The sequence below is a fragment of the Paenibacillus terrae genome, assembly GCF_005217525.1.
In the GTDB taxonomy this organism is placed as follows: domain Bacteria; phylum Bacillota; class Bacilli; order Paenibacillales; family Paenibacillaceae; genus Paenibacillus; species Paenibacillus terrae_C.
Genome location: NZ_PNXQ01000016.1, coordinates 953,377 through 968,488, shown reverse-complemented (window position 1 = coordinate 968,488; position 15,112 = coordinate 953,377). Strand labels below are relative to the sequence as shown.

Sequence of the window (15,112 nt, the reverse complement as noted above, 5' to 3'; positions counted from 1 at the left end):
TGCATGAAACTCCTTCTTCTCAAAAGAAGGATGTGTTATGATAAATGAGTCTACTTTACCAGTAGAACTTTATATAAAGTGAGATGAACATTCATGAGCGTAGCCGAATTGAACACGGTCAATATGGCAGAAGTGCTTATTAACGCCTATGAATTGGGCGATATGGTCAACCGGTCCTTTGAGGTATCGGATTATTTATATTGGAAACAGCGTGTGGAATGGAATCCGTCGATTCAGGCGTGTGTGCGCAAGCTGGATGCCAAAAAGGAGCTGTTCGCCGAAACGGAACGCTTTGGGCATTTTCACCCAAATTTTCATGAAGCGAAGGATGCAGTGCAGGTCGTTGAACTGGAGCTGGAACAATTTCAGGAGGTTCAGGAGTTCAAACGGGCAGAAAGGGCGTTGGATGATATGCTCCATGCCATGTCTGAAACGATTGCTTATTCTGTGTCTGACACCATTAAGGTGCCAAGCAATGATCCGAATGTGAAAAAGGGTGGCTGCGGTAGCGGAGGCAAGTGCTCCTGCGGATAGGCCATAGGGATGATATCGAGTGGAGGGGAGATGAAGCGAATGTTTGCCGAGCGGACAGGGTACATCATTTGGGTAAGCGATATCAAGGCTGCCCGCAATTTGGAGAAATACGGGAATGTCCACTATATTTCGAGGCGTATGCATTATGTTGTCATATACATGAATGCGGATCGGGCAGAGGATACCGTTAAGAATATTCGCAGGCTTTCCTATGTGCGCAAGGTCGAACGCTCTTTCCGAAATGAGATCAGGACGGAGTATAACGACGATAAGGAAAAATTAAAAGAGTATGAAATATAATCTTTAAATGGTTTTTGTTTCAAGTTTTATTAAAAAGTCGGCCCTTGGGCTGGCTTTTTTTTATAAATCCAGGACTTTTGCATAATGGTCTTCATGCTGATAGACCTAAAATAATCTTTAAAATTAGCGATAAACTTCAATTTTGTAACTTGTAGTCCCGGGTCTGTTGAGGTAACATATGAATATATTGGTAGATATAAAGACCTATCTGGTGGGGAGAGTGATCCCGTGCGTGACAAGGCGATGCAGCGTTGGAGTACATACGAGCCGTTCTACGTAGAGATGGGCGACAAGAAGGTCGCCGATATTGTGATTACTAATCATGCGAAAACACGCTACTTAGACCGTATAGAACAGAAACAGTCCGAAACGAATCATATCGCCGCCTGGCTTTGGGAATGTCTGAAGCAAAACAGGATGGAATCCTACTATCACAACGAAGAGGATGTATATTTAATTGACGGTGACCTGGTCGTCGTGGCCGAGTTTGGGGAGTTGCCTGGCGAAATGGATATTGCGGGTAACCCGCTCCACAAAATGATTGTGATCACCTTTTTGGGGCGGATGTCAGAGACCATTGAACTGCGGGATTTGAAGTCGTACTATTCCTGGTTGCGCCATTCACGGCGTATGACACTGATGAAAAGCACCCGTAAACGGAAATAGACGTTGATTCGCGGAAGGGATTATCGTCAAGTACCTTATCTAGTAGAAGTATGCAGGAATAATCTGCATACTTTTTTTATTTCAGCATTTTGCATCATTCGATTCCCAACGCTTTAAAGTACAATATATAGACAAACTAGACCGTTTTGATCTATATATCGCTGATTTGAAATCGCTCTTGGGATTTATACAAAATGCTCATTTATAAATTCTATAATAAAAGCCCCTAATTTCAGTCTGCTTTCTTGGAAATGCTTCGACAGATGTTTTTCTTATGCTAAAATAAGGAGATCAGAGAGGGGAGAGGGCTGTCAGTATGAACTTTCATCAGCTGCATATTTTTTACACGGTAGCGGAGCGGGGAAGCTTCTCGGCAGCGGCGCAAGCGCTGCATATGACGCAACCTGCCGTGACGATGCAAATTCAGTCTTTGGAAGATTATTTTGGTACGAAGCTACTGCATCGATCTACCAAAAAAATCGAGCTGTCGGAGGCAGGAGCGACACTGCTGCCTTTTGCGAAAAAAAGCATGGAGCTAATCCGTGAAGCTGATGAGGCGATGTCTGCTTTTACTCACATGCTGGAGGGGAGATTACATATTGGCGCAAGTCTTACGATCGGCGAGTACATTGTACCGAGAATGTTGGGGCCGTTTGGTCAGGAGTACCCTCATATACGCATGGCAATGAACGTAATGAATACGACTCAAATTATGGATGATATTTTAAAGCATCAATTGAATTTAGGGCTGATTGAAGCACCGATTCAGCACCCGGATATCGTGGTGGAGCCTGTGATGCAGGATGAGCTGAAGCTGATTGTTCCTTCGGGACATGCACTGGCGAAGGCCAAAAAGGTAGTTCTGGAGGATGTGTTTAAGCATCCTTTTGTAGCAAGAGAAAAGGGGTCAGGTACAAGGCAAGTGATAGAGGACGAGTTGAGAAGCCGCGGTGTTGATGCGTCCCGGCTTTCCATCGTTATGGAGATGGGCAGCACTGGAGCGGTCAAATCGGCGGTTGAGGCTGGATTAGGCATTACGATGCTATCGCCTTCTTCGGTGAAGCATGAGGTTGCACTCGGATTGCTGAAAATCGTAAATATTTCCGATATCACCTTCAAACGCGAGTTTTATGCCATCCATCTGAAATCAGCACTGCTGCCGATTCCGGTGGTAACCTTTCTGTCATTCTTGCGCCGTCATGATCAGGGAACGGATGTGTCCGGGGATACGGTGAATGAGCTTGCAGAGATGAAAGAGGAGGAGAATGTGTAATGGGGGAGCAGACGAATTTGGGACGATACGATTTGCACACTCACACTCAGGCATCTGATGGTATGCAGCCACCAGCGGACAATGTGCGTTGGGCCAAGGAAAAAGGACTGGCAGGGGTTGCAATTACGGATCACGATACGGTAGCGGGGCTGGAGGAAGCGCTTGAGGAAGGGCGGCGATTGGGCATTACAGTGGTGCCGGGTGTGGAAATTAGCACACGGGCAGGCGGTAAGGATATTCATATACTTGGGTATTTTATGGATTACCGTAATGAAGTTTTTTTGGAACGGTTGGAAAAGCTACGTCAGGCGCGGGATACCCGCAATGATCTGATTTTGAGTCGGCTACGTAGCCTGGGTGTGGAAATCACACTGGATGAGGTGGTAGCTACGTTGGGCAGACCGCTGGCGCCGGATGAAAGCATTGGACGTCCGCATATGGCGGATACGCTGGTACAAAAAGGCTATGCGAAGGATATGAGGGATGCGTTTGACCATTATTTGGCAGAGGGATCGCCCGGTTATGTGTCTGTGCCCCGAGTGGGGCCTGCGGAGGCCATAAGCTGGATTCGGGAAGCAGGAGGGGTACCTGTGGTGGCCCACCCTGGATTGTATGGCAATGATGAGCTGGTTCGCTCCATTGTAGAGAAGGCGAAGCCTGCGGGCTTGGAGGTGCGACATTCAGACCATAATGATGAGGCTGAGAGTCGATACGCCGCGATGGCTGCACACTACGGGCTGATCCCGACAGGTGGCTCGGATTTCCATGGTGCCCGCCAAGGCGTTATTTTTCACGGTGATTTGGGCAGCCGCAGTGTGGACAGTCAGGTCGTGGATGAATTGAGAAGGGCTGTTGGTGGACAAAAGTAAGGAGTACAGGGCTTTTACGCAAAGATGAGCCGTTATTGCACATATATGAAAATGAAGCACAGAATCTCGATAGGAAACAGCAATAGGGAACACAAATAGCCCCTTGTTTTGTGCCTGCACTCATGAAGTGTTCTTTGCACAAGATAAGGGGCTTTAAGTGGATTCAAGGGACTTGTCCGCTATGTGTGCTTCGCAGCGGGTGTTCCTGAATGCATACTTGTTTACAAGATTATGCTGGTGCGGCTCAGCCGTTTTTGATGCGATTCGGCAGCTTTTTGACCAGGTCCTCGTCGGGTGTGATGAAGAGCGTGCGCTGATGATCGTATATAACAAAGCCGGGCTTGGCTCCGCTAGGCTTACGCACATGCCGGATCAAGGTGGCATCTACGGGCACGCTGCTGGACTGTTTGGCCTGGCTGAAATAGGCAGCGAGCTGAGCTGCTTCCTCGAGCGTTGTGTCTCCGAATTGCTCGGCGCGAATAACGACGTGTGACCCAGGAATATCCTTCGTATGCAGCCACGTGTCATTAGGTCCGGCCAGACGGTTCGTTACATATTCGTTCTGCAAGTTGTTTTTGCCGACCAACAGCTCGATGCCTTCGGATGACGTATATACGTGTAAGGTTGGACGGTCCGTTTTCTTCTTTTTCTTCCCTTTTTTGACTCTGTCCCGGAGATAGCCTTGCTGAACCAGTTCTTCACGTATTTCCTCAATATCGTTCATGGAGGCATGAGCCAGTTGCTGTAGTAGATTGTCCATATACCGAATTTCTTCGTGTGTCTTCTCCAGTTGTTCATCAATGACAGCCAGGCTGTTTTTATATTTATTGTACTTTTTAAAGTACCGTTGCGCATTATCTGATGGGCCCAGCAACGGGTCCAGCGGAATGGTCATCGGACGCTGTTCTTCATCATAAAAGTTGGTGAGCGTCACTTCCTTGTCGCCCTTCTTCACTTCATGTAGCGAAGCGAACAGCAGCTCCCCATAAATGCGAAATTGATCGGCATCCTCCGCCTCAGCTAAATCCTGATGCAGATGGTCGAGTTTTTTTACGTTTTTGCTCCGTTCGTTTTGCAGGAAACGCAGCAGGTCGCTGACCTTTTGCTTGACCGTATCCCGTTCTGCTTTTTCACCGAAAAAGTCCTCCATACACTCACTGATCGTAGTGTATTGTTTGAGCTCTCCTTGAATCAACGTGAGGGGAATGGCTGAAAATATTACTTTTTCCTGCACGTTCAGACCGGATACCGGCTGAAAACGATGATTCCGCACGTCATCCATGATGTGACTAAAGGTATTCCACAGCGGACGATAATCGTCAGCGGGTGCTTCGTTGGAAACTCGGGTCAGCATCTCCTCGGCAATGAGGGGGCTCAGTCCAGTAAAGGTATTCACAATCCAGCGTTTGGGAGCTTCTTCGGCTTCGATCGCTGTCTGATATGAGGATGCAAAAGCCGTTACTTCCGTTTCCAGCGGATTCAGTTTATTTTGTTCAGGAGGCTCCGTGTATTGGAAGCCGGGCATGATGACCCGATAGCTGCTGATGGACGGTGTGACATGATGGATGCCGTCCAGCATAACGCCTGTCTCCGGGTCAAGCAAGATAATGTTGCTGTGTCTGCCCATCAGCTCAATGATAATCCGCTTGAGTGAAATATCCCCCAGTTCATCACGCTGACGCACATCCATGTGAATAATACGCTCCATGCCCACCTGACTAATTTTTTCGATGATACCACCTTCGCAGTGCTTGCGAAGCAGCATACAGAACATAGGGGCCTCCGTTGGATTGAGAAAGCTTTGTTCTGTAAAATGTACACGTGGGAATGTCGGGTTGACCGACAGCAGCAGCTTGACGCTCCCGCCTTGAGCCCGCAAATTCAGTAAGATATCGTGATCGTTCGGCTGATGTATTTTATTGATGCGCCCGCCCCGTATGCCTTGCAGCTCGTGTACGATAGCGCGGGTTACGATTCCGTCCAATGCCATAATGTCTGTTCTCCTTTGAAGCAAATATTTTTGCCTTCCTTCTATGATACATAACTTTGGGACAAAACTTAAGCGGCATTGTGATATTTCAGGTCCTGTCCGAATAGATTGAATCTAGAAAGTCTGTCCAGCTTATCAGCATTCGTGGCACAAAAACGCAATAACGGGCAGCCATCCTACGCACTACCGACGGAAACGGACTATCTGACCGGGAGGGAATTGGGGAGAATGGAACAAGCACACTGGCACCAATTAAGCAATGAACAGCTTTCAACAAGCCTGGAAGTCGACCCGAAGCAGGGTCTTTCGGAGGAACAGCTTACGGAAAGAAGAGAAAGGTCAGGATGGAATGAGCTGAGCGAGGGAAAGCGTGTTTCGCCGATCCTGCTGCTGCTGAACCAGTTCAAGGATTTTATGATGCTCGTACTGATGGGAGCCACACTGATATCCGGCTTGCTCGGCGAATATCTGGATGCTATTACTATTATTGCTATTGTTGTACTGAATGGAGTTCTTGGTTTTGTGCAAGAGTTTAGAGCGGAACGTTCGCTTCGAGCCTTGAAACAACTGTCCGCTCCAACCGCCAAAGTACTGCGGGGAGGCAAACGGATTCAGATTCAGGCCAGAGAGCTGGTACCGGGTGATATCGTGCTATTGGAAAGCGGCGATCGTATTCCCGCAGATATAAGATGGCTGAGCACGAATGGCTGCAATGTGGAGGAATCCGCCCTGACTGGCGAATCGGTTCCAGTGAGCAAGCATTGCCGTCCTATTCATGCCGCTGAGGTACCGCTGGGCGATCAAAAGAACATCGGCTTTATGGGCACAATGATGACCAGAGGAACAGCTCAGGGGGTCGTTATTCGTACAGGTATGAATACGGAAATGGGCAAAATCGCAGACTTGATCCAAAATACAGAGTCTCAGGAGACCCCGTTGCAGCACAGACTGGAGCAACTGGGTAAAATTCTGATCATTGTAGCACTGGCGTTAACGGTGCTTGTTGTCGTAGCAGGTATCCTGCATGGACAGCCAGCGATGAGTATGTTCCTGGCCGGGGTGAGCTTGGCTGTAGCAGCTATACCGGAAGGTTTGCCTGCCATTGTGACGATTGCGCTCGCCTTGGGCGTGCAGCGTATGATCAAACGCAAGGCGATTGTGCGAAAACTGCCTTCGGTTGAAACGCTCGGATGTGCGTCTGTCATTTGCTCTGACAAAACCGGTACGCTGACCCAGAACAAAATGACGGTCACCAAGCTATGGGTGGATGGTCGCTTCTGGGAAGTGACGGGAGAAGGCTATGACCCGCACGGACATATTATGGACAGGGATGCTCCTGCGGATCTCAAAAACGGACAATCACTTCGCAGACTGCTGCAAGCCAGTGTGCTGTGCAATAACGCGGAAATTGTTCAAGCCGACATGGATGAGCTACGCTCGAAAAAGAAAACCAAGGAGCCGACGCCGTCCGCTGTTTGGGAGCTGAAAGGCGACCCGACAGAGGGGGCGCTTGTCACGTTAGCCGCCAAGGGCGGGGTTACGCGCCAAGGCCTGTATGAGCTATATACACGGGAACGCGAATTTCCTTTTGATTCGGAGCGGAAACGGATGTCTGTACTTGTACGGCATCAAGGAGGGCATATCATATTTGCCAAAGGCGCACCGGATGTGTTGTTGGGTCAGTGCTCCTACATTTTGTGGGAAGGAAATGTCGTTCCACTGACGGGCACGCTGCGCCAAAAGGTGCTGGCAGCCAACGAAGGAATGGCCTCGGAGGCGCTGCGTGTACTGGGTGTCGCTTACCGGGATATCCGCTCGCATGAGCGTGTCGTCTCGGTGGAAGAGGCTGAGAATCAGCTCATCTTCATCGGCCTCACAGGCATGATTGATCCGCCGCGCCGCGAGGCCCGCGAAGCTATTGGCAAGTGCCGACGCGCTGGCATCCGCACCGTGATGATTACGGGCGATCACGGTACAACAGCCGAGGCCATTGCGCAGCAGCTAGGCATTTTTCAGCGCGGCTCGCATGTGCTGACCGGACAGCAGCTATCTGTGATGGATGATGCGGCGCTGGACAAAGCAGTAGACATGGTCTCCGTATATGCGCGGGTATCCCCGGAGCATAAGCTGCGGATTGTCAAATCGCTTCAAAGACGCGGGCATGTCGTAGCCATGACTGGAGACGGCGTGAATGACGCGCCAGCGATCAAGGCATCGGACATCGGTATTGCGATGGGTATAACAGGAACGGATGTGACCAAGGAAGCGGCTGCGCTCGTGCTCAGCGACGATAATTTCTCGACGATTGTAGCAGCTATTGAGGAAGGGCGAAATATTTACGAAAATATTCGTAAATTTATCCGTTATCTGCTTGCCTCCAATGTCGGTGAAATTTTGACGATGTTTTTCGCAATGATGGCCGGTCTGCCATTGCCGCTGCTTCCGATTCAGATTTTATGGGTGAACCTGGTGACCGACGGGCTTCCGGCGATGGCTCTGGGTGTGGATCAGCCTGAAAAGGATCTCATGGAGCACAAACCACGCGGCGCTAAGGAAAATATTTTTGCCCGTCGTCTCGGCTGGAAAATCATTAGTCGCGGCCTACTGATCGGCTTATGTACGCTTGCGGCGTTCTGGCTGACGCTGCGTATTGCGCCTGATGATGCAGGACAACTGATCAAGGCACAGTCGGTCGCCTTCGCCACATTGGTGCTGGCACAGCTCATTCATGTGTTCGATTGCCGCAGCTCCCGTTCTATTTTCCACCGTAATCCATTTCAAAATAGCTATCTCGTACTTGCCGTGCTGTCTTCGGTAGTACTGATGCTGGTGGTTATGTATGTACCTGTACTGCAACCTATTTTCAAAACGGTACCGCTCGGGTTCCGCGAATGGGCGCTTTCCATTGTCGCTGCCGGTATTCCGACCTTCCTGATGGGGGCGGGAAGCGTATGGGGTGGCAGACGCAACCGTCGTCGGGACGGACATACCCGCTTTGCTTCGGGACGCACTAAGTTTTCGGCTTAAGCCTCCGGCACGGGACAGACATACTTCATCACTTTTCCCTTTTTGCCCCGTATGCTATCATGGAACCAAAGCTTCATAAGGAGCATGAGATTAGCAGCAACGGCGGGGGGAAGCTATGGAATTCACAAAAATGCACGGATTGGGTAATGATTTTATCGTTTGGTTTGGGCATCAGGAATTGCCGTCTGACGCTTCGGAATTGGCTGTTCGGCTGTGTGACCGACATTTTGGAGTCGGCGCTGACGGTCTGGTATATATATTGCCTTCTGAAAAAGCGGATTTCTGCATGCGCATCATTAATTCAGACGGCTCGGAGGCCGAGCAATGCGGAAATGCCATTCGTTGTGCAGCAAAATATGTGTATGACCGCAAGCATATCAGTCGTGAGCAGATTACGATTGAGACGCTGGGTGCAGGTGTGCAGCAGGTTGAATTGACCGTAGCGGGCGGACTTGTACGTCAAGTGAAGGTGGATATGGGAGAACCGATTCTGGAGGGTTTGAAAATTCCAACAACGCTGGATCTGGCTAGTGTCATCAACCAGTCCATCGAAGTTGGAGGCAGCGGCTTTCGTTTTACAGCTGTATCCATGGGCAATCCGCACTGTGTCATTTATGTTGAGGATGCACCTGGCTTTGATCTGGAAGCCTGGGGGCCTAAGCTGGAATGCCACCCGCTGTTCCCTAAAAAAACAAATGTCGAGTTCGCTACAATACGAAGCCGGGACCACATTGACATGAGAGTATGGGAACGGGGAGCCGGGCCTACGTTGGCATGTGGAACCGGAGCCTGTGCTACGCTTGTGGCGTCTGTATTGAACGGCTACAGCGACCGCCGTGCGATTGTCAGCCTGAAGGGCGGAAATCTGGATATCGAATGGAACGAGAATGATAATCATGTATATATGACGGGGCCGGCTGAGATTGTGTACGATGGTCGTTTGTCCTGAAATAAGCGAATGCAGCATGTGATAGAGCAAGATTGGTATAAGTGTGAAGAAGACCTTGGTCGGTCTTCTTTTTTTTGCATTTTTTCATATAAAATGAAGAAAATGCGTGGCACGAAGCAACATTCTGTCTTTTTTTGACGTCTGAACCATGTATAATATAGAAAATGAGAAAACGATAAGGAGGCCATTCATGGTGCGGAAATTTCGTTGGATTTCAGCGTTTTCAGCTCTTATATTTGTAGTCGCCGCGCTTCCGGCTCAGGCCGCGGCCGTTCCTGCTACTGCGGAAAAAACGACTGATAAGCAGGTTGGCTCACTAACCCCTACTGTCGTGAATCGTTTGGAAAAGGCAGTACAAGAACTCATCGGTACGAAGACGCCGTTTCAATTTGACGATGTGACGGATATGGGTAAAACCTGGATTGTCGAGGGCGACCTGGAGGATGGAACAGCTACGTTTCAGACGGAATATAATAAGGAAAAAAACAGAGTGGATTCCACAACCGTTCGATATAAAATAAGCAGCTTGGCAAAGGCGATGGACACGCCCCTCAAAACTAAAGTGCTGAACAGCGCCAAAGCGTTTGACAGCAAGCGTCCCCTGCAATTTGAGGCATTCTGGCGGGTCAAATCCCCTTACCAGTCTAACAAGCCTTCGAATTATTGGGTGTTCTGGGGGGCCGGGGAAAAGGCTTCCTCGCTGTACGTTGATGTGGATCGCGGCAACAGCATCACCATTAATGCCGACTACCCGCTGAAACAGGTGGACCCTGTGTTGCTAAATCGTGCGGTGAACAGCTTCAAGCGCATTAGCGGACAACGTATCACGGTGCAGCATGCTTCACGTTACAAGGACGAGGCCAAGGGGCTTTCTTATTGGGCGTTTGAGGATGCAAACGAGGCGAGTGAGGTCAAAATTGGCGCAGTAACAGGCAAAGTGCTCACTGTATCCACCTTTGGGGTGGACTGGAACGATGACACGGATTTCAAAAAATCGTTTGCCAGCCCGAAATATACGGCCTCTGAAGCTTTAAAGCTAGCCAGGCCCAAGGTCCAATTGTTATTTAACATCAATTTATCCGATTATAATGTTGAAATCCAGGAAAATGCATATACATTTTCCAAAAAACAAAAGGGGACGCCCTCTGTTGTGGGTAAAGTGAATAAAAAAGGAGCTTTTTACGCTTTCTCTCTTCATTCTTCTGATGGGAAGTTGCAATAAAGGTAATAGAATATAGCAATGATGAGTCAAGTTGCTTCGCTCCTGATCGCATAATGATGGGGAGTGGGGCTGCTTTTTTTTGTTTTTGGCTTATGTTTGCAGTCTCTTTATGTTACATTAGTATGAAAATAAAGAGCGGGGTGGAGAAGAGGGTATGAAACCGGATTTGCGTACTGTGCTGGATCGTGAAATTATTGTCGGAGACGGCGCAATGGGGACTTTTTTATATCAGCTTGGATTTCCGGTAAATACGTCTTACGAAGAGCTGAATATTACGTCGCCTGACGTCATATCAGACGTGCATCGTCAATATGTACAAGCGGGAGCACGGTTGCTGGAGACCAATACGTTTTCTGCAAACGATTATAAGCTGGCCCGATTCGGACTGGAATCCAAGGTGGAAGAAATCAACCGTGCCGGGGTGAGAATTGCAAGAGCAGCGGCTGGCCCGGAGCATTATGTAGTGGGTGCGGTAGGCTCCATATGCGGTGGCAAACGGCTTAATATATCAAAGGTAGAGCTGGCTCGTAACTATGATCAGCAGATTGATGCACTTCTGTCCGAAGGGGTGGACGGCATTTTGTGCGAAACGTTCTATTCGCTGGATGAAGTGCGCATTGCGCTTCGGGGTGTACGTAAATACAGTAATATCCCGGTGATTTGTCAGTTTGCGGTCGATCAGGTAGGGCGTACACAGGATGGATTTTCGGTGGCGGAGGCTTTTACGGTGCTGCGTAATGAAGGAGCGGATATTCTCGGATTTAACTGTCACTCTGGCCCACAGGGGATTATGAGTGTGATGGAGCAGCTGGACGGTCCGCTGTCTGTACCGCTGTCCGTATATCCTAATGCGGGTCTGGCGGATTATGTGGATGGTCACTATGTGTATGGTGCATCGCCTGAATATTTTGGGGAATGCGCTGCTTCCTTCGTAGAACTGGGTACGAGAATCATCGGTGGCTGCTGCGGCACCACACCAGAGCATATCGCAGCGATTTCTAAAGCTTTGAATGGTTTGCAGCCTCCTCCGCTTGCTCCAAGAGAGGTACGGACAGATGCGCCAGTCATTGTGGCTGAGCCGGAACAGATTACACGCAAAGGGGAACGGGGCAACGGTAGAAACGCCAGCGAACCCAACATTGTGGAATTGGTCAAGGAACGACATACGGTGATTGTGGAGCTTGATCCTCCGCGTGATCTGGACATTACACGGTTCATGCAGGGGGCACAGGCACTGAAAGCGGCCGGGGCCGACGCGCTTACGCTGGCAGACAATTCACTTGCAGTTACTCGCATGAGCAACATGGCGCTTGGACATCTGGTGAGCCTTGAAACGGGCTTGCGCCCGTTAATTCATATTGCCTGTCGTGACCGTAACCTGATTGGTACCCAGTCCCATATGATGGGCTTTGATGCGCTGGGCATTGATCATGTATTGGCCGTTACAGGAGATCCGGCGAGGTTCGGTGATTTGCCGGGTGCCAGCTCGGTGTATGATATGACTTCTTTTGAAATTATACGTATGATCAAGCAGTTGAATGACGGTGTTGCTTTTTCCGGCAAGCCACTCAAGCAAAAAGCTAATTTTGTGGTGGGTGCCGCTTTTAATCCCAATGTCAAGCATTTGGACAAAGCTGTGCAGCGGCTGGAGAAGAAAATTGCTTCCGGGGCAGATTACATTATGACCCAACCCGTTTACGATCGCGAACTGATTATAGCCATGGGGGAACAGACTCGTCATTTGGAGGTGCCGATTTTTATCGGTATTATGCCGCTGGCCAGCGGGCGCAATGCAGAATATTTGCACAACGAGGTACCCGGCATTCAGTTGTCCGATGAGGTTCGTGCGCGTATGTCTGGTCTGGAGGGCGAGGAAGGCCGCGCTATGGGCGTGACCATTGCAAAGGAACTGCTGGATACGGCGATGGAGCATTTTAACGGTATCTATTTAATGACTCCATTTATGTTCTATGAAATGACGGCGGAGCTGACTTCTTATGTATGGCAAAAATCCGGCCGCGTGCAGGCCCCCTTGTTTCGACTATAATAATCAATTACAATAGTATAATGGATGTGATGCCGATGTCATTGAGTATGACCGGATACGGTCAAGCCATCCTTCATTATGAAGGCTATAAAGTGCGCTTGGAGCTGAAATCGGTGAATCACCGCTATTGCGAAGTGATGATGAGGATTCCGCGCGAATGGACTCGTTATGAAGATGGCTTGAGAAGAACGGTTCAACAGCAAATTAAGCGCGGCCGTGTCGACGTCTTCATTCACAGGGAACGTGATGAAGAACAGATACCCGCCGCACGGTTGAATGACACTGTAGTGCAGGCTTATATGCATGCAGCGGAGCAGCTGGCGGATCGGTACGGCGTGAAGGGAACGTTGGGTATGAGTGACATTCTTGCGCTGCCTGACGTTCTGGGTGAGCCTGGTGAGGCTTGCAATGGAGACGAAGAGGGCTGGGGAGTGCAGCTTCAGCAAGCTCTGAATGAAGCATTGCAGGGACTGCTGGACATGAGAAGACGAGAAGGCGGGCATTTGGCGCAGGATGTGGAATCCCGTATTTCCCGTTTGGAGTCCCTGCATCATGAAATGACTGTGCTGGCTCCTCATGTTGTGAGCGACTACCGCAACAGGCTAAAACACAGACTTACTGAGCTTCAGGATGGTTCATTTACGCTTGATGAGCATAAGTTCGGAATGGAGATTGCTTTATTCGCGGATCGCAGCAGTATTGATGAGGAGCTTACCCGGCTTCAAAGTCACTTTGGGCAATGCAGGGGATTGCTGCTGTCGGACGAGCCAGCCGGTCGCAAATTAGATTTTTTAATCCAGGAAATGAACAGGGAAGTCAACACGATCGGCTCCAAGGCCAATCATCTTGCGCTAGTTAATTTAGTCGTCGAGATGAAGGCGGAGCTGGAAAAAATTCGTGAGCAGGCTGCAAACATCGAGTAGCTACCTGGTAGCGGCACGGCTGCAATAGTCACATGTATAGGGGGAAAGACCTGAATATGGCAATCAAATTGATCAATATTGGTTTCGGCAATATCGTGTCGGCCAACCGAATTATCTCCATCGTCAGTCCGGAGTCTGCTCCGATCAAGCGGATTATACAAGAAGCTAGGGACCGTCATATGTTGATTGACGCTACCTATGGCCGCCGGACACGAGCTGTTATTATAACGGACAGTGATCATGTGATCTTGTCTGCGGTGCAGCCGGAAACGGTCGCTCATCGACTATCCACTAAAGATGATGACAATGACGAATAAAAATGGAGTGTACTATGGCTAAGGGATTATTATTTGTATTATCCGGACCTTCGGGTGTCGGCAAAGGAACAGTAGGCAACGCACTGCGTGAAAAACTGCCGGAATTGACATACTCGGTTTCCGCGACAACCCGCACGCCCCGCATGGGTGAACAGGACGGAGTTAACTATTTTTTTAAGTCGCGTGAACAGTTTTTGGGCATGATTGAACGGGATGAGCTGCTGGAGCATGCGGAGTACGTAGGTAACTATTACGGCACTCCGCGTGATTTTGTAGATCAGACGCTTGCGCAGGGAAAAGATATTTTTCTGGAGATTGAGGTTCAGGGAGCGCTCAAAGTGAAGGAAAAATTTCCTGATGGCATTTTCATTTTCTTGCTTCCGCCTTCGCTGGATGAATTGAAGGACCGGATTCGGGGGCGGGGTACAGAAACTCAGGCAACCATTGATCACCGCATGTCGGTAGCTGTGGATGAAATGAATCTGTTGCGTCACTATGATTATGCGGTTGTCAATGATGAGATTGATTTCGCTTGTAAACGAATAGAATCCATTATTATCGCCGAACATTGTAAGGTCCATCCATAAACGAGGACTATATATGCCAAGCGTACTTAAAGAGAAAATTACTATACAAGCTGAACTCGGAAATGTACACTGGAATTCAGCCTGTATAGTCCCAAAACTACATGAAGAGGTGTCTATTCGTGCTGTATCCTTCCATTGATGAAATGATGAAAAAGGCAGATAGTAAGTATTCGTTGGTTGTAGCGGCTTCACGCCGTGCCAGACAGTTGCGCGAGGGTGAGAAGACGACTCTCAAGAATCCTAAATCCCACAAGCAGGTTGGAGTGGCATTGGAAGAGATCTACGCGGATCATTTGCGTCTTGAAAGCGGCGAAGACGAATAAGAATTGTAGACAATTATTATAACCGGGCGCAATGCCAATTTCTTTGACAACCGCAAGGTTGTTATTTTTTTCGGTCAGGGGGAGT

14 protein-coding genes are annotated in these 15,112 nt (G+C 49.2%); 13 read left to right on the top strand and 1 reads right to left on the bottom strand.

Features of this window, described 5'->3' with window-relative positions; all coding sequences use genetic code 11:
- The first annotated feature begins 93 nt into the window (after positions 1-93).
- The 5 genes from C1I60_RS22060 (at position 94) to C1I60_RS22040 (ending at position 3,642) form a co-directional block, all read left to right on the top strand.
- The gene (locus C1I60_RS22060) at positions 94-534 is read left to right on the top strand and encodes a YlbF/YmcA family competence regulator (protein ID WP_137063628.1); all 441 of its coding nucleotides are present in this window, start codon (positions 94-96) and stop codon (positions 532-534) included.
- A gap of 39 nt (positions 535-573) precedes the next feature.
- Complete coding sequence (locus tag C1I60_RS22055) at positions 574-834, top strand: YlbG family protein (RefSeq protein ID WP_014282311.1); 261 nt, start codon at positions 574-576, stop codon at positions 832-834.
- 228 nt (positions 835-1,062) lie between these two features.
- A complete protein-coding gene (locus C1I60_RS22050; RefSeq protein ID WP_025684234.1) occupies positions 1,063-1,500 on the top strand; it encodes a hypothetical protein in 438 nt (145 codons plus the stop codon).
- A 316-nt stretch (positions 1,501-1,816) separates the two neighbouring features.
- Positions 1,817-2,773, top strand: coding sequence for a selenium metabolism-associated LysR family transcriptional regulator (locus C1I60_RS22045; RefSeq protein WP_137063627.1), 957 nt, complete (start codon positions 1,817-1,819; stop codon positions 2,771-2,773).
- Complete coding sequence (locus C1I60_RS22040) at positions 2,773-3,642, top strand: PHP domain-containing protein (protein ID WP_137063626.1); 870 nt, start codon at positions 2,773-2,775, stop codon at positions 3,640-3,642. Before C1I60_RS22045 ends, C1I60_RS22040 begins: the two co-directional genes overlap by 1 nt.
- Before the next feature lie 244 nt (positions 3,643-3,886).
- Here C1I60_RS22040 and C1I60_RS22035 read toward each other — a convergent pair whose 3' ends face one another.
- Positions 3,887-5,632, bottom strand: coding sequence for an Rqc2 family fibronectin-binding protein (locus C1I60_RS22035; protein WP_137063625.1), 1,746 nt, complete (start codon positions 5,630-5,632; stop codon positions 3,887-3,889).
- A gap of 228 nt (positions 5,633-5,860) precedes the next feature.
- On the opposite strand from C1I60_RS22035, the gene C1I60_RS22030 reads away from it, so the two are divergent.
- The 8 genes from C1I60_RS22030 (at position 5,861) to rpoZ (ending at position 15,027) form a co-directional block, all read left to right on the top strand.
- The gene (locus tag C1I60_RS22030; protein ID WP_137063884.1) at positions 5,861-8,659 is read left to right on the top strand and encodes a calcium-translocating P-type ATPase, SERCA-type; all 2,799 of its coding nucleotides are present in this window, start codon (positions 5,861-5,863) and stop codon (positions 8,657-8,659) included.
- A 115-nt stretch (positions 8,660-8,774) separates the two neighbouring features.
- Positions 8,775-9,608 carry a diaminopimelate epimerase gene (gene dapF, locus C1I60_RS22025; protein ID WP_137063624.1) on the top strand — a complete coding sequence of 278 codons (834 nt, stop codon included), beginning with the start codon at positions 8,775-8,777 and terminating at the stop codon, positions 9,606-9,608.
- Positions 9,609-9,801: 193 nt separating this feature from the next.
- Positions 9,802-10,830: a hypothetical protein gene (locus tag C1I60_RS22020; RefSeq protein ID WP_137063883.1), complete on the top strand. Its 1,029-nt coding sequence runs from the start codon at positions 9,802-9,804 to the stop codon at positions 10,828-10,830.
- A gap of 154 nt (positions 10,831-10,984) precedes the next feature.
- A complete protein-coding gene (locus C1I60_RS22015) occupies positions 10,985-12,877 on the top strand; it encodes a bifunctional homocysteine S-methyltransferase/methylenetetrahydrofolate reductase (RefSeq protein ID WP_137063623.1) in 1,893 nt (630 codons plus the stop codon).
- Positions 12,878-12,912: 35 nt separating this feature from the next.
- Positions 12,913-13,800, top strand: coding sequence for a YicC/YloC family endoribonuclease (locus C1I60_RS22010; protein WP_137063622.1), 888 nt, complete (start codon positions 12,913-12,915; stop codon positions 13,798-13,800).
- Between the two features lie 56 nt (positions 13,801-13,856).
- A complete protein-coding gene (gene remA, locus C1I60_RS22005; protein WP_005548256.1) occupies positions 13,857-14,117 on the top strand; it encodes an extracellular matrix/biofilm regulator RemA in 261 nt (86 codons plus the stop codon).
- A 14-nt stretch (positions 14,118-14,131) separates the two neighbouring features.
- On the top strand, positions 14,132-14,704 hold the full coding sequence (gmk, locus tag C1I60_RS22000) for a guanylate kinase (RefSeq protein ID WP_137063621.1): 573 nt from the start codon (positions 14,132-14,134) through the stop codon (positions 14,702-14,704).
- Between the two features lie 119 nt (positions 14,705-14,823).
- A complete protein-coding gene (rpoZ, locus tag C1I60_RS21995; protein WP_013310893.1) occupies positions 14,824-15,027 on the top strand; it encodes a DNA-directed RNA polymerase subunit omega in 204 nt (67 codons plus the stop codon).
- Positions 15,028-15,112: the final 85 nt, after the last annotated feature.

Bases quoted from the DNA above. Each gene is read 5' to 3' on its own strand.
- C1I60_RS22045 (WP_137063627.1), top strand. From the start codon at position 1,817: ATGAACTTTCATCAGCTGCATATTTTTTACACGGTAGCGGAGCGGGGA.
- C1I60_RS22060 (WP_137063628.1), top strand. From the start codon at position 94: ATGAGCGTAGCCGAATTGAACACGGTCAATATGGCAGAAGTGCTTATT.
- C1I60_RS22055 (WP_014282311.1), top strand. From the start codon at position 574: ATGTTTGCCGAGCGGACAGGGTACATCATTTGGGTAAGCGATATCAAG.
- C1I60_RS22030 (WP_137063884.1), top strand. From the start codon at position 5,861: ATGGAACAAGCACACTGGCACCAATTAAGCAATGAACAGCTTTCAACA.
- C1I60_RS22035 (WP_137063625.1), bottom strand. From the start codon at position 5,632: ATGGCATTGGACGGAATCGTAACCCGCGCTATCGTACACGAGCTGCAA.
- C1I60_RS22010 (WP_137063622.1), top strand. From the start codon at position 12,913: ATGTCATTGAGTATGACCGGATACGGTCAAGCCATCCTTCATTATGAA.
- C1I60_RS22040 (WP_137063626.1), top strand. From the start codon at position 2,773: ATGGGGGAGCAGACGAATTTGGGACGATACGATTTGCACACTCACACT.
- C1I60_RS22015 (WP_137063623.1), top strand. From the start codon at position 10,985: ATGAAACCGGATTTGCGTACTGTGCTGGATCGTGAAATTATTGTCGGA.
- gmk (WP_137063621.1), top strand. From the start codon at position 14,132: ATGGCTAAGGGATTATTATTTGTATTATCCGGACCTTCGGGTGTCGGC.
- dapF (WP_137063624.1), top strand. From the start codon at position 8,775: ATGGAATTCACAAAAATGCACGGATTGGGTAATGATTTTATCGTTTGG.
- remA (WP_005548256.1), top strand. From the start codon at position 13,857: ATGGCAATCAAATTGATCAATATTGGTTTCGGCAATATCGTGTCGGCC.